16 protein-coding genes, 1 pseudogene and 1 riboswitch are annotated in these 19734 nt (G+C 73.4%); of the genes and pseudogenes, 9 read left to right on the top strand and 8 right to left on the bottom strand.

Annotated elements, in window-relative coordinates:
* Positions 1 to 36 precede the first annotated feature (36 nt).
* A riboswitch (SAM riboswitch) is annotated at positions 37 to 187 on the top strand.
* Positions 188 to 234: 47 nt separating this feature from the next.
* A complete protein-coding gene (locus Prubr_RS15185) occupies positions 235 to 1521 on the top strand; it encodes an aminotransferase class V-fold PLP-dependent enzyme (protein WP_212825967.1) in 1287 nt (428 codons plus the stop codon).
* Between the two features lie 54 nt (positions 1522 to 1575).
* On the opposite strand, the gene Prubr_RS15180 is transcribed toward Prubr_RS15185, so the two are convergent.
* The gene (locus tag Prubr_RS15180) at positions 1576 to 2739 is read right to left on the bottom strand and encodes an FUSC family protein (protein WP_246568706.1); all 1164 of its coding nucleotides are present in this window, start codon (positions 2737 to 2739) and stop codon (positions 1576 to 1578) included.
* A 101-nt stretch (positions 2740 to 2840) separates the two neighbouring features.
* On the opposite strand from Prubr_RS15180, the gene Prubr_RS15175 reads away from it, so the two are divergent.
* Positions 2841 to 3482, top strand: coding sequence for an HD domain-containing protein (locus Prubr_RS15175; RefSeq protein ID WP_246568704.1), 642 nt, complete (start codon positions 2841 to 2843; stop codon positions 3480 to 3482).
* 32 nt (positions 3483 to 3514) lie between these two features.
* On the opposite strand, the gene Prubr_RS15170 is transcribed toward Prubr_RS15175, so the two are convergent.
* Positions 3515 to 3793, bottom strand: coding sequence for a DUF4031 domain-containing protein (locus tag Prubr_RS15170; protein WP_212825965.1), 279 nt, complete (start codon positions 3791 to 3793; stop codon positions 3515 to 3517).
* Positions 3794 to 3829: 36 nt separating this feature from the next.
* Here Prubr_RS15170 and Prubr_RS15165 point away from each other — a divergent pair, with 36 nt between their 5' ends.
* Positions 3830 to 5224, top strand: a complete 1395-nt coding sequence (locus Prubr_RS15165; RefSeq protein ID WP_212825963.1) for an FAD-binding oxidoreductase — start codon at positions 3830 to 3832, stop codon at positions 5222 to 5224.
* A gap of 24 nt (positions 5225 to 5248) precedes the next feature.
* On the opposite strand, the gene Prubr_RS15160 is transcribed toward Prubr_RS15165, so the two are convergent.
* From Prubr_RS15160 to Prubr_RS15150, 3 genes and pseudogenes are all read right to left on the bottom strand, one after another.
* Entirely contained in the window at positions 5249 to 5995 is a 747-nt protein-coding gene (locus Prubr_RS15160) for a MerR family transcriptional regulator (RefSeq protein WP_212825961.1), read from the bottom strand.
* Positions 5992 to 7314, bottom strand: a complete 1323-nt coding sequence (locus tag Prubr_RS15155; protein WP_212825959.1) for an MFS transporter — start codon at positions 7312 to 7314, stop codon at positions 5992 to 5994. Before Prubr_RS15155 ends, Prubr_RS15160 begins: the two co-directional genes overlap by 4 nt.
* A gap of 52 nt (positions 7315 to 7366) precedes the next feature.
* Positions 7367 to 9134: pseudogene (locus Prubr_RS15150) on the bottom strand (glycerol-3-phosphate dehydrogenase/oxidase).
* Between the two features lie 103 nt (positions 9135 to 9237).
* Between Prubr_RS15150 and Prubr_RS15145 the strand changes: the two are divergent.
* The 3 genes from Prubr_RS15145 (at position 9238) to Prubr_RS15135 (ending at position 13009) form a co-directional block, all read left to right on the top strand.
* A complete protein-coding gene (locus Prubr_RS15145) occupies positions 9238 to 11703 on the top strand; it encodes a S8 family serine peptidase (protein WP_425518051.1) in 2466 nt (821 codons plus the stop codon).
* A gap of 11 nt (positions 11704 to 11714) precedes the next feature.
* Positions 11715 to 12665: a GNAT family N-acetyltransferase gene (locus Prubr_RS15140; RefSeq protein WP_212825955.1), complete on the top strand. Its 951-nt coding sequence runs from the start codon at positions 11715 to 11717 to the stop codon at positions 12663 to 12665.
* Positions 12666 to 12784: 119 nt separating this feature from the next.
* Positions 12785 to 13009, top strand: a complete 225-nt coding sequence (locus Prubr_RS15135) for a hypothetical protein (RefSeq protein ID WP_246568702.1) — start codon at positions 12785 to 12787, stop codon at positions 13007 to 13009.
* A gap of 81 nt (positions 13010 to 13090) precedes the next feature.
* Here Prubr_RS15135 and groL read toward each other — a convergent pair whose 3' ends face one another.
* Positions 13091 to 14713, bottom strand: a complete 1623-nt coding sequence (groL, locus tag Prubr_RS15130) for a chaperonin GroEL (RefSeq protein WP_212825953.1) — start codon at positions 14711 to 14713, stop codon at positions 13091 to 13093.
* A 736-nt stretch (positions 14714 to 15449) separates the two neighbouring features.
* Positions 15450 to 15740 (bottom strand): cold-shock protein, encoded by a 291-nt coding sequence (locus Prubr_RS15125; protein WP_425518050.1) that lies wholly within the window; start codon positions 15738 to 15740, stop codon positions 15450 to 15452.
* Positions 15741 to 15904: 164 nt separating this feature from the next.
* Here Prubr_RS15125 and Prubr_RS15120 point away from each other — a divergent pair, with 164 nt between their 5' ends.
* Complete coding sequence (locus Prubr_RS15120) at positions 15905 to 16834, top strand: hypothetical protein (protein ID WP_212825951.1); 930 nt, start codon at positions 15905 to 15907, stop codon at positions 16832 to 16834.
* Between the two features lie 51 nt (positions 16835 to 16885).
* Entirely contained in the window at positions 16886 to 17404 is a 519-nt protein-coding gene (locus Prubr_RS15115; protein WP_212825949.1) for a GNAT family N-acetyltransferase, read from the top strand.
* 97 nt (positions 17405 to 17501) lie between these two features.
* On the opposite strand, the gene paaN is transcribed toward Prubr_RS15115, so the two are convergent.
* A complete protein-coding gene (gene paaN / locus Prubr_RS15110; protein ID WP_212825947.1) occupies positions 17502 to 19175 on the bottom strand; it encodes a phenylacetic acid degradation protein PaaN in 1674 nt (557 codons plus the stop codon).
* Positions 19176 to 19241: 66 nt separating this feature from the next.
* On the opposite strand from paaN, the gene Prubr_RS15105 reads away from it, so the two are divergent.
* Positions 19242 to 19703 (top strand): hypothetical protein, encoded by a 462-nt coding sequence (locus tag Prubr_RS15105; protein WP_212825945.1) that lies wholly within the window; start codon positions 19242 to 19244, stop codon positions 19701 to 19703.
* Positions 19704 to 19734 lie beyond the last annotated feature (31 nt).

The following is a 19734-nucleotide window of genomic DNA, read 5'->3' as shown; positions in this document are numbered from 1 at the left end:
GCCGGGTCACCCACGCACCGGTTATGCTCCCCCACAGGTCACGAGTGCCAGCGACCAACGGCCCGCCGCTCCTCGGTGCGGGTCGAAGCCCCAGCTAGCTGGCCGGCAACCCTCGTCGAGGTTCGCGGTGGGGTGCCCTGGGTGAAGACCGGGCCCGACCCCATCAGGTGCCGGGCAAGCGCGGGCCCCAACCCTTCGCCACACCCGGGGTCCCCGACCGCCGGAGGCTGGCCGATGAACACCGCACTCGTATCCCTGGAAACCCTGCCCCGGACCGCCGGGCCGAGGCCGTGGACGGGGCCGTTCGCGCCGCCCGTCCGGCCGCTCGACGTGCTCGGCGTACCCGGTCAGATCAACCTCGACTACGCGGCCACCGCGCCGTGCGCGCGGGCCGCCGCCGACGCGGTGACCGAACTGCTGCCCTGGTACGCGAGCGTGCACCGGGGCGCCGGTGAACTGTCGAAACGGTGCACCCTCGCCTACGAACGGGCCCGGCGGAGCGTCGCCGGCTTTCTCGGTGCCCGCCCCGGCGACGAAGTGATCTTCACCCGCAACACCACGGACGCGCTCAACCTGCTGGCCCACGCCCTGCCGGCGACGACCACGGTCGTCACCTTCGCCAGCGAGCACCACGCCAACCTGCTGCCCTGGCCGGCGGGGGCCGTCCGGCTGCCGGTGCCGGCGTCCCCCGGCGCCGCCGTACGGGCTCTCGACGCCGCCCTGCGTGAGCTGCGCCGGGGCACCGATCCGGTCCGGCCGGTACTGGTGGCGGTGACCGGGGCCGGCAACGTCACCGGTGAGCGGTGGCCGGTGGCCGAACTGGCCCGCGTCGCCCACCGGCACGGCGCCCGGATCGCGGTCGACGCGGCCCAACTCGCCCCGCACGCGCCGGTCGACATCGCCACGCTCGGCGTCGACCACGTCGCCGTCTCCGGTCACAAGCTCTACGCGCCCTTCGGTGCCGGCGCGCTGGTCGGGCGCGGGGACTGGTTGGACGCCGCCCCGCCCTACCTGGCCGGCGGCGGGGCCAGCGCGTACGTCGGTCCGGCGACCCACCAGGTGCGCTGGGCCTCCGGTCCGGCCCGGCACGAGGCGGGCACCCCGAACCTGCTGGGCGCGGTCGCCCTCGGGGCGGTCTGCGCCGCGCTCGGCGACGCCGACCGGGACGAGCTGCACGACCGGGAGCAGGCGCTGCTGGCCCGGCTGCGCGCCGGCCTGGCCGCCGTCCCCGGCGTCGAGGAACTGCGGGTCTTCGACGCGGCGGCGCCCCGCGTCGGGATCGTGTCGTTCGTGGTCGCCGGCCGGGACTCCGCGGTGGTCGCCGCCGAGCTGGCCACGGCGGGGATCGGCGTACGGGACGGCCTGTTCTGCGCGCATCCGCTGACCCGGCGGCTGATCGCGGAGGCCGCGGCCCGGCGCGGGTGGCGGAACCCGCCGGCGACCGCGCTACGGGCGAGCATCGGTCTGGGCAGCACGACCGAGCACGTCGACCGCCTGCTGGCCGCACTCGGGCGGCGGTGAGAGGGGTCGCGCACGCAGGGCGGCAAGAGGGGTCGCGCGGGCGCGGCGGTGGGGTCACCGGGAAGAGCGGCCGACGGCGCGCCGGACCATCTGGTTCGCCTCGGCCATCTCCACCCCGGTCGCGGCGATCAGGTCGCTGGCGATCGACCGGACCTGGGCCACGACGGTGCTGCCGGACAGGCCGACCCCGGCCGAGTACGCCTGGGCGGCGGCACCGACCGCACGCAGTGCGCGGTCCCGGGCACCCTGCGGCTCCACCCCGGCCCCCAGCTCGTGGTAGAGCAGCCGGGCCGCCTCGCCCAGGTCGCGTACCGCTTCGGGCAGGGACGGTGGGACCGGCTCGGCGTCCTGGATCTGGGTCACCGCCCGGCGGACCAGCGCCCGACTGTCCCGCAACGCCCGGCTGATGTACTTGGAGCTGTCCACGTATCTGGTCAACACGCCCCGCTTGTGCCAGCGCAGCGGCGCCAGGGTGGCCGTCTCCCGACCGGCCTCGATGGCGCTCTCCAGCGTGCGTACCTCGCCCTCCGCCTTCCGCAGCCGCTCCAACGCGGCGTCGGCACTGGACGCGTCCCGGCGGGCCAGCGCGCCGCCGGTGTCGCTGAGCGCGTCGGCCATGGTGTCGAGTGCCGGGTCGACGGCCCGGTCGACCACCCGCAGCGGGTTGAGCGGGATCAGCAGTGTCATGACGATCAGGGCGACCACGCCACCGATGAGCGCGTCGAAGAACCGGGTGAAGTAGATCCCGCCCTCGGGCGGACTCAGGGTGGCGACCAGTACGGCCGACGCCGCCGCCTGGTTGAACAGCGACGGGCTCCCACCGACGTAGATCGACGCGATGATCGCCAGCGTCACCACCACGGCGATCTGCCACGCCCCGGTGCCGATCACCAGGATGATGGCGTCGCCGACGGCGATACCCAGCGCCACTCCGATGATCAGCTCGATGGTCCGCTTGAGGCGCTGCCCGACCGACGAGGCCAGGGTCACCACCGCGGCGATCGGCGCGAAGAACGGCGCCGGATTGTTGACGATCTCGGCGGCCACGAACCAGGCGAGACCGCCGGCGACACCCGCCTGGACCGCCAGCCCGGCGTTGGCGCGTACCTTGACCGTCCGCTCCCGGAAGGTGGTGTCGAACCGCTCGCGGCGCTCCCGCCACCGCTGCCCCATGCCACCGGCCGGGGGACTCTCGGTGCTCCCCCGGTCTGCGGTCATGCGCCGGCTTACCCGGCAGATCCCGATTCATGGGTACCGCCGTCGTCGGGCCCGCCCGGCCGCCCCCGGCGGGGCCCGGGCGCCTGCGGCAGACTGGCCCGGTGACCGAACTGATCGATCGCTGGTCGGCCGCCGCCGCGGGGGCCGGCGCGACCGCGGCCGGGGCCACCGCGGCCGGCCTCGACCTGCTCGAACGCTGGGGCGAGCCGCAGCGGCACTACCACACCGTCGACCACCTCGCCGCCATGCTCGGGGTCGTCGACGAGCAGGCCGACCACGCCGACCGGCCCGACCTGGTACGCCTCGCCGTCTGGTTCCACGACGCCGTCTACGATCCGCGGGCACCCGGCGACGCCAACGAGCGGGCCAGCGCGGCGCTCGCCACCGGCACCCTCACCGCCCTCGGCGTTCCGTCGGCCGCCATCGCCGAGGTCGCCCGGCTGGTCCTGCTCACCGCCGGCCACGAGGCCGATCCGGACGACCGGGACGGGGCGCTGCTGTGTGACGCCGACCTGGCCGTGCTCGCCCGACCGGCCGCCGACTACGACCGCTATGCCACGGCGGTCCGCCGCGAGTACGCCCACGTGCCCGACGAACTCTTCCGCGCCGGTCGGGCCGCCGTCCTGCGGCGGTTGCTCGACCTGCCGGGTCTCTACCGGCTGCCGGTGCTCGCGCGACGCTGGGAGTCGGCGGCCCGGGTCAACCTCGGCCGCGAACTGGCCGCCCTGGAGGCCGCAGCCTGAACGCCGGGCCGCGAGCGCGGCCGGAGCGGGTGTCACGGGCGGCGGCGGCCCCCGGCCAGGTGTTTGGGCAGCCGCAGTCCCGAACGGCGCAGCACGGTGACGATCTCCCGGCTCGACACCACGCGGGCGCCGTGCCCCACCACCGCCGCGAACCGCTCCTCCGGTACGTCGTAGTGGTCGCGGTCGAACGCCCGCCGGGGCAGCCCGATCCGCGCGGCGAACGCGTGCAGCTCCGCGTACGACACGTCGCTGACCAGATGGGACCAGAGCCGTCCGTCGGCGGGCCAGGCAGGTGGGTCGACGTAGACCATGGTCACCAAGGTAACCGGCCGATACCCTGGCCAGTCATGACGGACCTGCTGAGTGACCTGCGCGCCGTACTGCCCGACCGGGCCGTGGTGACCGACCCCGACCTGCTCGTCAGCTACCAGCGCGACGAGGCGGACCTGTGCGCGTACGGCCTCCCGGCGGTCGTCGTACGACCACGGACCACGGCCGAGGTGGCCGCCGTCGTACGGGTCGCCGCCGCACACGGCGTACCGGTCGTGCCGCAGGGGGCCCGGACCGGGCTGGCCGGCGCCGCGAACGCCGTCGGCGGCTGCGTGGTGCTGAGCACCACCGCGATGACCGAGATCCGCGAGATCGACCCGGTGGCCCGGATCGCCGTCGTGCAGCCCGGGGTGGTCAACTCGGCGCTGGCCGGTGCGGTCGCCGCGCAGGGGCTGCGCTACCCGCCGGACCCGGGGTCGTGGGAGTCGTCGACGATCGGCGGCAACGTCGCCACAAACGCTGGCGGCATGTGCTGCGTCAAGTACGGCGTTACCAGCGAGTACGTCATCGGCCTGGAGGTGGTGCTCGCCTCCGGTGAGGTGCTGCGGACCGGTCGGCGCACCGCGAAGGGGGTCGCCGGCTACGACCTGACCAAGCTCTTCGTCGGCTCGGAGGGCACCCTCGGGGTGATCACCGAGATCACCGTGGCGCTGCGCCCGGCACCCGAGGAGTCGCTGACCCTGGTCGCCGTCTTCCCCTCGACGGCCGCTGCCGGCGCGGCGGTCGCGGCGATCGCGTCCGAGGGGCTCACCCCGAGCCTGCTGGAACTGCTCGACCAGACCCACCTGCTCGCCATCGAGGCGTACCGGTCGATGGGGTTGCCGACCGAGGCGAAGGCCCTGCTGCTCGCGGCGGCCGACACCGGCGAGCGGGCCGGCGCCGACCTGGCCCGGATCGCCGCGGTGTGCGAGGCGGCCGGGGCGAGCGAGGTCTACCAGGCGACCGACGCGACCGAGGCGGCCGCGCTGCTGCAGGCCCGCCGGCTGGCGCACGCGGCGATGGAGAAGTACGCCGCCGACACCTACCCGGGCGGCCGGGGCGGCCTGATCATCGACGACGTGGCGGTACCCCGCGGCTCGCTGGCGTCGCTGCTCGACGGGGTGGAGAAGGTAGCCGCCGAGTACGACGTGCCGATCGGGGTGGTCGGGCACGCCGGGGACGGCAACATGCACCCGAACATCGTGGTCGACCGGGCCGACCCGGCCTGCCTCGAACGCGGACGGCTCGCCTTCGACGCGATCATGGAACTCGGGTTGGGGTTGGGCGGCACCTGCACCGGCGAGCACGGCGTCGGCCTGCTGAAGCGCGAGTGGCTGGCGAAGGAGATCGGCCCGGTGGGCGTACGCGTCCACGAGGCGATCAAGGCGGCGCTGGATCCGGCCGGCCTGCTGAACCCGGGCAAGGTCCTCTAGGTTCGCCGTCCCGCGGGGCGCCCGTCAGGTGAAGTACGCCTGCACCCGGGCCAGGTAGGCGCGCTGGGCGTCGTTGAGCTGGTCGTCGCGCAGGTCGTCGAGAAGCCCCGCCCGCTTCTCGTCGATCGCCGGCAGGGTGTTCGACCCGCTGATCGCGCTCACCGCCGGCCCGAAGATCTCGACGAACTCCGCGACGAGCGCGTCGACCTCGTCGGCCCTGCTCTGCGGGCCGAGTTCGGCGAACCGCAGAGCGAACGCGGTGACCCGGGGGACGTACTCGTCGGAGGCCAGCAGCTCGTAGAACTCCACGAGGTGCGGCATCGCCTGCTCGCCGACCAGGTGGGCGAGCAGGATGGACTGGTCGCGGTCGGCCGCGGTCATCTCGGGCGAGACGCCGGCGGCCCCGAACACGGCGAAGAACCGGCCGAGTTCGGGCGGGATGTCCGGGGCCACGCCCTCCGCCCGGATCTGGGCGATGACCTCCCGCTGCCGGGTCAACCGTTCGATCTCGGCGGCCAACTCCCGGTCGAGCTGGTCGAGCAGTTCCGGCGGCCGCTGGTCGGTGCCGTCGAGCAGGTCCGGCATCCGGTCGAGCGGGATGCCCAGCGTGGCGAGGCGTTTGATCCGCAGCAACCGGACCAGGTCGGCGGCGCGGTACCGCCGGTAGCCGTTCGCCGCCCGGGGCGGCTCGGGCAGCACGCCGATCTGGTGGTAGTGGCGCAGCGTGCGTACGGTCACGCCGGCCAGCCGGGCCACCTCGCCGCTGTTCACACGCTCTCCTTCACCGGTTCGCGGTCCAGGCTACGCAGCCCCCGGCCGGTCACGGCGACGACGGCGGCGACCGCCCACACGACCGCGAGGCCGGCCGCGGCGGCACCCAGTCCGACGTACTCGACGGCCACGGCGGCCAGCACGATGCCGACCGGGGCCGCGCCGGTCAGGATCGCGTTCTGGGTCCCCAGGATCCGGCCCCGCATCCGGTCCGGGATCCGCTCCATCATCAGCACGCCGAGCAGCCCGCTCAGCAGCCCGAACGCCGCGCCGACGACGAAGGCGCCGGTAAAGACGAGCCCGGCCGCCGGCAGCGCGCCGATGACCGCGATCCCGACCACGCTCGCGGCGAAGCCGGTGAGGAGCCAGGCGCGCCGTGGTCCCCGACTGCCGGCGACGGCGTAGACCCCGCCACCGACCATGGTGCCGAGCGCTATGGAGCTGAGTACCAGACCGAGCCGGCCCGGCTGGTCGAGAAGGGTGAAGTGCACCGGCAGGACAAGACCCTGCAGCGCGGACAGCACGGTCGCCAGCACCAGGTTGAGCAGGGTGACCGCCAGCAGGAACGGGCTGCCGCGGAAGAGCAGCCGCCAGCCCTCCCGCAGCTGCGCCCAGCCGGTGACCGGCGCGGGCCGCAGCCCCACGGCGACCTCGGCGCCGGGCTCCGCCGTGGCCCCGCCGGCCGCGCTTCCGCCCGGGTCCGCGCTGCCGGCCGGCTCCGCGCTGCCCGGCGCGGCGCCGGCTTCGAGTTCGCCGACCCGGTGGGGCAGGGTGAGGGTCACCAGCGCCGCGCCGAGGGACGTCGCGGCCGTGATCCACAGCACGGTGGAGCCGTCGAACAGGACCATCAGGCCGCCGGCCGCCGCCGGCCCGACCAAAATCGCCAGGGCACCCAGACTCTCCCGTACGCCGATCAGCCGCTCCGCGGCGATCCCGCCGTGCCGGACGATCGCCGGCAGCAGCGCCTCGCGTGCGGTCATCCCGGGTACGTCCCCGAGCGACCCGATGATCCCGAAGAGGATGAACCAGCCCAGTTCAAGCCCGACCAGCAGGTCGACGATGGGCAGCGCGGCCACGGCACCGGCGGAGATCAGGTCGGTGGCGACCGAGGCGGTACGCCGGTTGATCCGGTCGATCACCACACCGGTGAACAGGCCGCCGATCATCGCCGGGATCGCGGTGGCCGCCGCGACGATTCCGGCGCCCAGGACACTGCCGGTCGTCTGCAACACGATCAGCGGCATGGCCACGCCGGCAACCGCGTTGCCGAACAGCGACAGGAAATCGGAGGCCAGGAAGGTGACGGGTACCCGCTTCATGGCACCGATCAAAAACCCCGACGCTACGTCGGAGTCAAGCCCCGCCGGGTCGTCAGCCCGGCAGGAGGCGGACCTCGGGTGGCGGGGTCAGGTCGATGCCCCGGTCGGCGGCGAACCCGCGTACGTCGGGAGCCCCCATCCGCGCCGCGTCGGCGGTCGCGTCGTCGGGCATCCGCTGCGACTGCCGTTCCGCCTCGACCCGGGCCAGGTAGTGCTCGACCTCCCGGGCCCGTACGGTGGCGTCCCAGCCCAGCACCTTGCCCATGATCTCGGCGGCCTGCCCGGCCGACTCGCTGCCCCGGTGCGGGGTCTCGAACGAGATCCGGGTCCGCCGGGTCAACACGTCGTCCAGGTGCAACGCCCCCTCGGCGTGTGCCGCGTACGCCACCTCGGCCGCCAGGTATTCCGGTGCTCCGGCCAGCGGGGTGGCCAGCAGCGGGTCGGCCTGGATCAGCGCGAGCAGGTGGGTGGTCAGCGTGCCGTAACGCTCCAGCAGGTGCTCGACGACACCGCCCGGCATCCCGTGCCGGCGGGCGAGGTCGGCCCGGTCGCGCCACATGGCCGCGTAGCCGTCGGCACCGAGCAGCGGCAGGTCGGCGGTGCGCGACGGGCGGGCGCCACCGAGCCGGCGGGCGGCCCGGTCGACCACGTCTTCGGCCATCACCCGGTAGGTGGTGTATTTGCCGCCGGCGACCAGCAGCAGGCCGAGCATCGGTTCGATGACGGCGTGTTCGCGGGACAGCTTCGACGTCGACTCGGCCTCGCCGGACAGCAGTGGGCGCAGGCCGGCGTAGACGCCCTCGATGTCGGCGGTTGTCAGCGGCCGGTCGAGGACCTTGTTGACCTGCTCGAGCAGGTAGTCGATGTCGCTGGCCGAGGCGGCCGGATGGGCCCGGTCGAGCTGCCAGTCGGTGTCGGTCGTACCGATGATCCAGTGGCCGCCCCAGGGCAGGACGAAGAGCACGGAGGTGGCGGTACGCAGGATCAGCCCGGCATCACCGGTGATCGCCGAGCGGGGCACGACGAGGTGCACGCCCTTGGAGGCGCGTACCCGGAAGCCGGGCCGCAGGCCCACGTCGCCGAGCATCCGTGACATGTCGTCGGTCCACACGCCGGTGGCGGCGATGACGGTGCGCGCCCGTACCTCGAATTCGGCGTCGGGCGAGCCGGCGGGCGCCTCCATGTCGCGGACCCGGACCCCGGTCACCTCGCGGGCCTGGCGCAGCAGGCCGACGGCCCGCGCGCTGGTGACCACGGCGGCGCCCAGGCTGGCGGCGGTGCGGGCCAGGTTGACCACCAGGCGGGCGTCGTCCATCTGGCCGTCGTAGTAGCGGATCGCGCCGCCGACCGCGTCGGCGCGCAGGCTCGGGAAGATCCGGCGGGCGCCCTCGCGGGACAGGTGCCGGTGCAGCGGCATGCCCCGACCGCCGCCGAAGATTCCGGCAAAGACGTCGTACGCGGCCACGCCGAGGCCGTAGTAGGCGCGGCGGAAGGCCCGGCCGGGCAGGGCGCGGGGCCGGCGCCGGACGGCAGCGGCACGAGGATCGGGACCGGCCGGACCAGGTGCGGCGCGAGCCGGGTGGCGAGCAGGCCACGCTCGGTCAGCGCCTCGTGCACGAGCCCGAGCTCCAACTGCTCGAGATAGCGCAGGCCGCCGTGGATCAGCTTGCTGGACCGGCTGGAGGTGCCGGCCGCGTAGTCCCGGGCCTCCACCAGCGCCACCTTGAGGCCCCGTGACGCGGCGTCGAGCGCCGCGCCGACACCGGTCACCCCACCCCGATGACGAGCACGTCGAACCGTTCGCCGCGCAGGCGGCGCAGGTCGGCCGCCCGGCGGGAGGTGGACAGTTGGCCGGCGGTGTATCGGGACACGGCTGGGTCGCGCACGTAACCACGTTAGCCGCATGCGGCGACAACGTACTGTCTGGACATGCAGCCGGGTCCGCCGCCATCTGGAGAACTGCCGCCGACCGGGTGGGTGCCCGGGTACCCTCCTCCCCCACCCCCGCCCGGCCGGGGGATCGGGGCGATCGTGGCGGCGGTCCTGGTGGGGCTGTGGGCGGTCGGTCTCACCACCGTCGCGCAGACGACCGGCTGGCTGGTCGACCAGGTGGCGATCGTCGCCGGCCTGACCGCGCCGGTGTGGGTGTGGCCGCTGACCAGCCTGGTCGACGCGGCTCTGATCTCGGCCGTGGCGGCGCCGCTGGCGGTCGTACCCCGGTCGGCGGCGGTCCGGGCCGCCGGTCGGGCCTGGCTGTGCGGCGCCATCGTCCTGGCCGTGCTCGGCCTGCTGCGCGCCATTCCGCAGCCGCAGAACGAGCTGTATCTCGCCGCGTTGGCCGCCGGCGCGGCGTTGCTCGCCGTCGCGATGCGGGCCACCCGGGGCCGGGGACGCCGATCAAGGCCGGCCGGGGTGGCGGTGCTGCTCGCCGTCGCGGCCGGAGCCGCGGTGCTGCTGCCCTGGCTCTGGGTCGGGGCGCTCGGCGGGCTGACCGAGACGGTGCTCGCCGCGGCGGCCGCCGCCGCGGTCGGCTGGCTGGCGGCATCGATCCTCGACGCCGGGTTCTGGTCCGCGTACGACGGCCCGACCGGCCGGGGCGTCCGGCCGGTGCTGCTCGGCGGGCTGGTGGCCGGGGTGACGCTGCTGCTCGTCGGGGCCGCCGTCGGCCACAGCGGCAGCCAACTGGCCGCACTGTTCCTGCTCCCGGCAACCGGGTTCGCGGTCGCCGCGCTGCGCCCCGTCGCGGCGGTCGCCGCCCAGGGAAGCGCCGCCTACCGGCCGGGCGACGCCTCCGGTCCGCGACCGCCGGTCGGCTGGCTGGTCGCCGTGGCCGTCTTCGGACCGCTCGGCCTGGTCGACCCCGAGGAGATCTCGCTGGTCCTGATCGACCGCGACATCCCGTTCTGGACCGCCGTGGCCGCCGGCGGTTCGGCCGCCGTGGCACTCGTCGTCGGGCTCGCGTACGCGATCGCGTTCGGCCGGGCCCGCGCCGTCATCCCGCACCGGTGGGTCGGCGCGGTCACCGCCGCCGCCGTCGTACTCGCCGGCGCGGCCGTCCACGTCGGCCTCGGCCACCCGGGCCTGTACGGCGAACGTCTCTTCGTGGTCATGAAGGAGCAGGCCGACCTGACCGGCATCACCACCGCGGAGCCCGGCCAGGCCGGACGGGACGCGAAGGTACGCGAGGTGCACCGGCGACTCCTCGCCACCGCCGCCGGATCGCAGGGCGACCTGCGCCGCGAACTGGACCGGCTCCGGCTGAGCTACAAGCCGTACTACCTGATCAACGCGATCGAGGTGGACGGCGGCCCGGCGGTGCGGGCCTGGCTGGGCAGCCGCGCCGACGTCGACCGGGTGCTGCTCAGCCAGGAAATCCGGCCGCTGCCCGCCGCGCCACCGCCCGGCCGGGGCACCGAGCCCGCACCGCCGACGCCGCCGTGGCACCTGACGACGATCGGCGCCGACCGGGTCTGGTCACAGCTCGACACCGACGGGGCCGGCATCGTCGTCGGCTCGTCCGACTCCGGGGTGGACGGCAGCCACCCGGCCCTGGCCGCGGGCTTCCGCGGCGGTGACGACTCCTGGTACGACCCGTGGAACGGCACCCGTACGCCGACCGACCGGGGCGGACACGGCACCCACACCGCGGGCTCGGCCGTCGGGCGGGACAACATCGGCGTCGCCCCCGGTGCCCAGTGGGTCGGCTGCGTCAACCTCGACCGCAACCTGGGCAACCCGGCCCGCTACCTCGACTGCCTGCAGTTCATGCTGGCGCCCTTCCCGCCCGGCGGCGACCCCTTCACCGACGGCCGGCCGGACCGCGCCCCGCACATCCTCACCAACTCGTGGGGCTGCCCGGGGCTCGAAGGATGCGACGCCACGGCCCTGACCGGCGCCACGGCCGCGTTCGCCGCCGCCGGCATCCTCTTCGTCGCCGCCGCCGGCAACACCGGCCCGTTCTGCGGCTCGATCGACGATCCGCCCGCACCGTACGCCGACGTTCTGACGGTCGGTGCGGTGAACGAGAGCGGCCAGGTCACCGACTTCTCCAGCCGTGGCCCCGCCCCGGACGGTTCGGCGAAGCCCGACCTGGTGGCGCCGGGCGACGACGTGCTGTCGGCGATGCCCGGCGGCGGCTACGCCAGCAACTCCGGCACGTCGATGGCCACCCCGCAGGTCGCCGGGGTCGCGGCGCTGATGTGGTCGGCGAACCCGGCCCTGATCGGTGACCTGGCCACCACCCGGCAGATCATGGTGGAGACCGCCGCCGAGGTCGTGCCGCCCACGCCGAGCCAGCTCGAGGGCGACTGCGGGCAGCTGGCCAACGTCGAGGGTGCCGGTCTGGTCGACGCGTACGCCGCGGTGGAGCGGGCCCGCCAGACACGGTAGGTTCGGCGCTCGTGGATCTCGAGTTCTCCGTCGCCGAACTGACCGATGCCGATCTGCCCCAGGTGGTGGCACTCTGCGGCGAAGCTCTCGATCTGCCGGAGGATTCCGCCGAGGCGAGCGAGATCGTCACCCGGCTGCGCGAGACCACGCTGCCCGGCGACGCCACCTGGACGAGCGGCCGGCGGCAGCTCGTCGGGTTCGTCGCGGTCGCCGGCGGCGAGCCGGTCGGGGTGGTGCTCGGCTCCATCGCGCACCGCGATCCCGCCGTCGGACACGTCGACCTGATCGCGGTCCACCCCGCCGACCGGCGCCGGGGCATCGGCCGCACCCTGCTGTCGCGGGTCGAGGGCGCGCTCGCCGGGCTGGGCGCCGGTGAGGTGCTGCTGGCCGGCAACCCGCCGTACTACGCCTGGCCGGGAATCGACGTCCGGTACACGCCGGCGATCTGCGCCGCGATGGCGCTCGGCTACGAGCAGGACCGCACGGCGTGGAACATGACCGCCGACCTGTCGTACGACGGCTCGCCCGCGTTGCGGGACACCGCACCGGCGGAGGCCCGCCTCGCCGAGCGGGGCATCCGGGTACGGCGGGCGACCGAGGACGACGTACCGGCGTTGGTCGAGTTCGCCCGGGTCACCTTCGGCGGAGGGTGGGACGGCGAACTCGCCCATTCGGTCGGCCGGCCGGGCGCCGGCTGCCACCTCGCCGTACGCGACACCGAGGTGCTCGGCTTCGCCGCGTACGGGTCGTCGCGGCCGTCCTGGTTCGGCCCGATGGGGACCGCGCCGGACACGCAGGGGCTCGGCATCGGTGGCGTGCTGCTGCGCCGTTGCCTGCGCGACCAGCGGGCGGCCGGACACGACCGGGCCCAGATCGGCTGGGTCGGCCCGGTGCCGTTCTACGCCGGTAGCGCCGGGGCCTGGATCGAACGGGTCTTCTTCCTGTTCCGCAAACAGCTCTGACCGGTTCGCCGGCAGTGCCCTCGCCGCCCGGTCAGTGAATTGGGAGGTATCGGGTGTAGTGCCGTTCTTCCTCGGCGGTCGGCCACCGCACCGTACGGTGACCGGGGAAGGAGGAGGTCATGACCAAGGACGACGACCCGACGGACGATCTCCACATCCAGGCCTCGGCGCGGCCGGACCGGCCCACGGACGCGCTCGTCGAACGGCTGGACTTCGGTGACCTGGCCGAACTGGCGGAGTACGACGATCCGGCACCGGACGAGCCGCTGGAGATGGTCGACGCGCCCCGGCAGGTGCCGGAGCCCACGTCCCGGCGCCTGAAACAGCGCAACCAGCGGCGTTAGCCGTTCTGGGCGGCCGGGTGCCGCAGACGCCGAAGGGCGGGCCGCTCGCGCGGCCCGCCCTTCGTCACGTGGAGTCCGGACTCAGAAGTCCATCTCCCCGCCGCCCGGCGCGCCCGCCGGGGCCGGGGTCTTCTCCGGCTTGTCCGCCACCACGGCCTCGGTGGTGAGGAACAGCGCCGCGATCGACGCGGCGTTCTGCAGCGCCGAACGGGTCACCTTGGCCGGGTCGATGATGCCGGCCTTGAGCAGGTCGACGTACTCACCGCTGGCCGCGTTGAGGCCGTGGCCGGCCTCGATGTTGCGGACCCGCTCGACCACGACGCCGCCCTCGAGGCCGGCGTTGACCGCGATCTGGCGGAGCGGGGCGTCGAGCGCGACCTTGACGATCTGCGCACCGGTCGCCTCGTCGCCGGCGAGGTCCAGCTTGTCGAAGGCAGTCTTGCCGGCCTGGACCAGCGCGACGCCACCACCGGGGACGATGCCCTCTTCGACGGCGGCCTTGGCGTTGCGGACCGCGTCCTCGATGCGGTGCTTGCGCTCCTTCAGCTCGACCTCGGTGGCCGCGCCGACCTTGATCACCGCGACGCCGCCGGCCAGCTTGGCCAGCCGCTCCTGCAGCTTCTCGCGGTCGTAGTCGGAGTCGCTCTTGTCGATCTCGGCACGGATCTGGTTGACCCGGCCCTGGATCTGGTCGGCGTCACCGGAACCGTCGACGATGGTGGTCTCGTCCTTGGTCACCTGCACCTTGCGGGCGCGGCCCAGCAGGTCGATGGTGACGGCGTCGAGCTTGAGACCGACCTCTTCGCTGATGACCCGACCACCGGTCAGGATCGCGATGTCGTTCAGCATCGCCTTGCGGCGGTCGCCGAAGCCCGGGGCCTTGACGGCGACGGACTTGAAGGTGCCGCGCACCTTGTTGACGATCAGGGTGGCCAGGGCCTCGCCCTCGATGTCCTCGGCGATGATCAGCAGCGGCTTGCCGCTCTGCATGATCTTCTCGAGGATCGGGAGCAGGTCCTTCACCGCCGAGATCTTGCCGTCGACGATCAGGATGTAGGGGTCGTCGAGGACGGCCTCCATCCGCTCCGGGTCGGTCCAGAAGTAGGGCGAGATGTAGCCCTTGTCGAAGCGCATACCCTCGGTGAGCTCGAGCTCGAGGCCGAAGGTGTTGCTCTCCTCGACGGTGATGACGCCTTCCTTGCCGACCTTGTCCATCGCCTCGGCGATGATCTCACCGACGGTGTTGTCACCGGCGGAGATCGAGGCGGTGGAGGCGATCTGCTCCTTGGTCTCGACGTCCTTGGCGAGCTTGGCCAGCTCCTCCGCCACGGCGGCGACGGCGGACTCGATGCCCCGCTTGAGGGCGATCGGGTTCGCGCCGGCCGCGACGTTGCGCAGGCCCTCGCGGACCAGCGCCTGGGCCAGGACGGTCGCCGTCGTCGTGCCGTCGCCGGCCACGTCGTCGGTCTTCTTCGCGACCTCCTTGACCAGCTCGGCGCCGATCTTCTCGTACGGGTCCTCGAGCTCGATCTCCTTGGCGATGCTCACACCATCGTTGGTGATGGTGGGGGCGCCCCACTTCTTCTCGAGCACGACGTTGCGGCCCTTGGGGCCGAGCGTCACCTTTACGGCGTCGGCGAGGGTGTTCATGCCCCGCTCGAGGCCGCGGCGCGCCTCCTCGTCGAACGCAATGATCTTGGCCATACGGCGTTGTCCTCCTGGACACTCACGGCCACCTGGGCCGGTTGGCCCGGGCGTGCCGCCTGACTACGCAGCCTCGGACGTCACTACCTGGCGACAGTGACGTCCGTTGGCCGGGCCGGATAGCCCGCGACGACCGGCCATCGCCACGCACCCGTCTCCCGGGTCCGCACCGGTGGCCCCACCGCCCCGACCATTGGCACTCGCGGTCCGCGAGTGCCAATGACCTGTTTAGCACTCCCCCTGGCGAGTGCAAGCGCGTTGGCCTATTCCGGGACCGCCCGGCCAGCCCCGTCGAGGTCGCGCCCGGCCCGCGACACGGGGCCCGACCGCGCACCCCACGACGTCGGCCGACAGATAGACGTGCCACGATGTCCGGGAGACCCTCGGCGGACGTCCCGGCCGGAGCACGAGGCCCTCTCCGCGAATTCGTCGATCAAGGTCGGAAATCCGACCCGGTCAACCGGGACGCCGCACCCGATCCCTCATTTGAGGGATCGCTTCCGATGGCTCGCACCGGGCCGCGAAAAGCAGGCCGGACGGGCGGTCCGACGAAGCGCTCGGGGTTCCGCACACCGATTGAGGCACGTCATGTGCCTGCCCGCCGGGAAGCGGTTAGGAAAAGACGACCGACAGGACAACCCCGGGGACGACGAAGACGCCGGCCCTCTGCTGCGGAGAACCGGCGCCGCGCGTTTCTTCCGAGGCCCCTATCGGTCGCCTTGGTCGATCTTTGCCGTCAGGCGATGACGTGCACTTTCTCGGCCTGCGGCCCCTTCTGCCCCTGCGCGATCTCGAACTCCACGCGCTGCCCGTCGTCGAGCGCCTTGTAGCCGTCCATCTCGATCGCCGAGAAGTGGACGAACACGTCCTGCCCCCGTCGACCGCGATGAAGCCATAGCCCTTTTCGCTGTTGAACCACTTCACGGTGCCCTGTGCCACGGTGCACTTCCTCACTTCGATGCTGCTGGCCTTTCACTCCTCCCGGCCCGGGACGTACGCCCGGAGAGGACCAGGAATCGTGATCCATGTCGGTCCCGTCGAACATGGCGACCGAAATCGCACGCTACACGAGGTATCTCTGCCGTGCACTACCCCAAAAAGGACACGGTGAATGCGATCTTATGCGTGAGGGCGTCGCCGGAAAGGGTTGCTCGTTTAACCAACGTGGGTCACCACCAAACCAGCCAACCGATGGCACGTCACCGGCTGCGCCGGCACCGGCGGCGCCGGCGGCACCACATGATCCTCGTACTCGTGCTCGCCGCCGGACTCGTCGGCGCGGAGGTGCTCCGGCACGGTGCCGCCGACCCCGCTCCGGCGGCCACCGGACGCGACCCGGCCCCCGTCCAGCGCACCGACCCCGGAGCCGGGGCGACCTCCCCGCCCGGCAGCCCGACTCCCGGAACGCCGACACCGGACGTACGGGTGCCCGTCGGGGGATTCCTCTCCTGGGCCTTCCTCGACCGCCGTTCCGGCCGGATCACCGGGTCCGGCAACCTCACCGCCGCGAGCGACACGATGTCGATGGTGAAGGCCTGGCTCGCCGCCGACTACCTGCGGCGGCTACCGCCGGACGACGCGCCGTCCGAGGCCCGCCTGGACGCGCTGACCCGCATGATCCGCGACAGCGACAACGCGGTGGCGCAGGACCTCTTCGCGATCCTCGGACGCCGCCGGTCGATCGAGCGGTTGGTGACGATCTGCGGGCTGACGGAATCGGAGCCGTACCAGGACACCTGGAGCAACACGGCGGTCTCCGCGCGGGACACCGTACGGATCGGGCTCTGCCTCGCCGACGGCCGCGCCGCCGGCACCCGGTGGACGCCCTGGCTGCTCGACGAGATGCGGCGGGTACGCGGGGTCGGCGACTTCGGGATCCGCGCCGCGCTGCCCGCCGCCCTCGCCCCACAGATCGCGATCAAGAACGGATGGCTGCTGCGCGACGAGGACGGGCTGTGGCACATCGCGTGCCTCGCGATCGGTCCGGACTGGGTCGTGGGTGCCCTCGCCCGCTATCCCGGCCGGCTGGGCTTCGAGTACGGCACCGAACTGTGCCGCGGCGTCGGCGAGCACCTGCTGGCCGGGCGGGTGCACCCCGGGTACGTCGCCAACGCCCCCTGAGCGGCCCGAATCCGGTTGCCGCCGGACGGTGCCGGCGCCGAGCATGCCACCATGACCGACGTGACCGCCACACCGTGCGCCGTACGCCGGATCCGACCGTCCGACACAGCCCGGATGCGCGCGATGCGGATCGAGATGTTGGCCGACACTCCGCTGGCCTTCCTGGAGACCCTGGCCGAGGCGGCGGCACGGCCGCACGCCGAGTTCGCCGCCCGGGTGGCGCGGGTGTCGGCGGGCGACGAGGTCGCCCAGTTCGTCGCCGAGGTGGACGGCCGTTTCGTGGCCCACGCGGGCGGCGTGGTGTCGCCGGACGAGCCGACCCTCACCGTGGTCTACGCGGTCTACGTGACGCCGGAGCACCGGGGCAGCGGCGTGCTGCGGGCGCTGCTGGACAGCGTCGCGCGCTGGTCGCGGGCGGCCGGCCGGCCGGAGCTGATGCTCGAGGTCGTGATCGGCAACGACCGGGCGGTACGCGCGTACGAGCGGCTCGGTTTCGTCGACACCGGGGTACGGGTGCCGCACCCGACCATCCCGGTGCTGACCGAGCTCCAGATGCGCCGCGCCGCCTAGGCTTTCCGCCCAAGATCCCCGTGATCAGGGAGTACGCGCCTCGGCACGCCGACGACACGCGGGTCCTGGTCCCTGATCACGGGGATCATGACGGGTGTCAGGCGGGGAGGTGGCGGCGGGACTGGACGATGCGGAACCGGCCGGCGACGTACGCGCCGTCGGTCAGGGCCGCGTTCGCCGCCGGGTTGGCGCCGCTGGCGTGGAAGTCGGAGAACGCCGCGGACTGGTTGACGAAGACCTGACCGGTCAGGTTGCACGACAGGTGCACCCCGGCGTCGACCGCCGCCTCCTCCGCCGCGTCGAGCACCTTCTCGTCGGTCGAGTAGACCGCCGCCGTCAGCGCGCCCTTGCGGCCGACCGTCTCCCGGAAGATGTCGAGGCTGTGCGCGGTCGAGTCGGTGGCGACGACGAACGAGATCGGCCCGAACCACTCCCGGCCGTACGTGTCGACCGCGTCCGCGGCCAGCTTCACGATCGTCGGCGTACGGACCACCGCGGCGGGGTGCGCCGGGTGGTCGATCGCCCGCGACTCCAGTACGACGTCACCGCCGACCTCGGCGAGCCGGGCCAGTACGCCGTCGTTGACGATCGCGCCGGTGAACTCGACCGCGCGGGCCGGGTCGGCGGTGAGCTTGCCGACCGCGGCGGCGATGCCGGCGGCGACCTCGTCGAGGCTCTTGTGGCCCTGGTCGGTGCTGATGCCGCCGGCCGGCACCAGGATGTTCTGCGGGGTGGTGCACATCTGTCCGCTGTAGAGGGTCAGGGAGAACCCGAGGTTGCGGCACAGCCCGGCGAAGTCGTCGGTCGAGTCGACCACGATGGTGTTGACGCCGGCCTTCTCGGTGTAGACGGTCGCCTGCCGGGCGTTGGCCTCCAGCCAGTCGCCGTACTCGGTGGAGCCGGTGAAGTCGACGATCCGGACCTCCGGCCGCAGCGCGAGCGTGGAGGCGATCTTCTCGCCCGGTGCCTCGACGGCGAGCAGGACCAGGTTGGGGTCGAACCCGGCCTCGGCAAGCACCTCACGGGCGATCCGGACGGTGATGGCCAGGGGCAGCACCGCGCCCGGGTGCGGCTTGACGACCACCGGGTTGCCGGTGGCCAGCGAGGCGAACAGACCCGGGTACGAGTTCCAGGTCGGGAAGGTGTTGCAGCCGATGACCAGCGCCACCCCCCGGGGTACGACGTGGAAGGTCTTGCTCATCCGCAGCGGGTCGCCCTTGCCGGCGGGCTTCTCCCATTCCGCGGTGCCGGGGTGCCGGCTCATCTCGGCGTACGCGTAGGCGAGCGCTTCGAGGGCGCGGTCGAGGGCGTGCGCGCCGCCGGCCTGGAACGCCATCACGAACGCCTGGCCGCTGGTGAACTGGACCGCGTTGGCGAGTTCGAAGATGTTGGCGTGCAGCCGGGCGAGGATCTCGGCGCAGACCCCGACCCGGGTCTGCGGTCCGGCGTCCCGCCAGGCCGGCAGGGCGGCCCGCGCGGCGGTGACCAGAGCGTCCACGTCGCCGTGCGGATAGCTGACCCCGAGGTCGACGCCGAACGGGCTGGCCTCGGTGGCGACCCAGTCGACGGTGCCGGGCTGGTCGAGCGGGTAACGGTTGCCGAGCAGGGCCCGGAAGGCGGCCTCGCCCTGCGCGGCGGCGGTCTCGCCGTACACGCGGGGGCTGGGTGACTCGGGGTAGGCCGACCAGTAGCCGCGCTCGGCGATCGCGGTCAGCGCGCGGGCGAGGGTGTCGGCGTGCGCGGTGTACATGGGATGCGGGGTCTCCGTCATGTCAGCCATCATGCCGTAGCCGACCGTGGGTGTCGTAGGGCGTGATTCCGGCGCATCCTCGGATGCATGGGCACTCGCTGGTCGTCGTTCCGCACCGCCGTCAACTGGGTGAACGGCTCGACGCTGGCCGGGCTGGCGGTGGCGGCGCTGGGCGGGGCCACCCGCGAGCGCGGGCCCGACGGGGTGTTCGTCGCCGGCGGCTACCGGTTGCCGGTGCCGGCACAGCCGTGCTTCACGGTGGGGTCGGTGGTCGTGACCCGCCGGCCGGCGCAGTGGCTGCTCGATCCGCGACGGGCGGAACTGTTCACGCACGAGGTCCGGCACGTCGGGCAGTACGCCCTGCTCGGCCCGCTGTTCCTGCCGGCCTACCTGGTGGCGTGCGGCTGGTCGTACACGCTGACCGGGTCATACGGCTGCCGGAACGTGTTCGAGCGGCACGCGGGGCTTTCGGCGGGCGGTTACCGGGAGTTGCCGCTGCGGCCGTGGGCGGGCCGGGTCCGGACCGCACTCACCCGCCCGCCGCGCTGATCGGCGGGTACGCCGTACCCGTACCCGCCGG

Source organism: Polymorphospora rubra, assembly GCF_018324255.1.
Lineage (GTDB): Bacteria > Actinomycetota > Actinomycetes > Mycobacteriales > Micromonosporaceae > Polymorphospora > Polymorphospora rubra.
The sequence above is the reverse complement of the archived record's forward strand: the minus strand, read 5'-3'. Positions and strand labels throughout refer to the sequence as shown.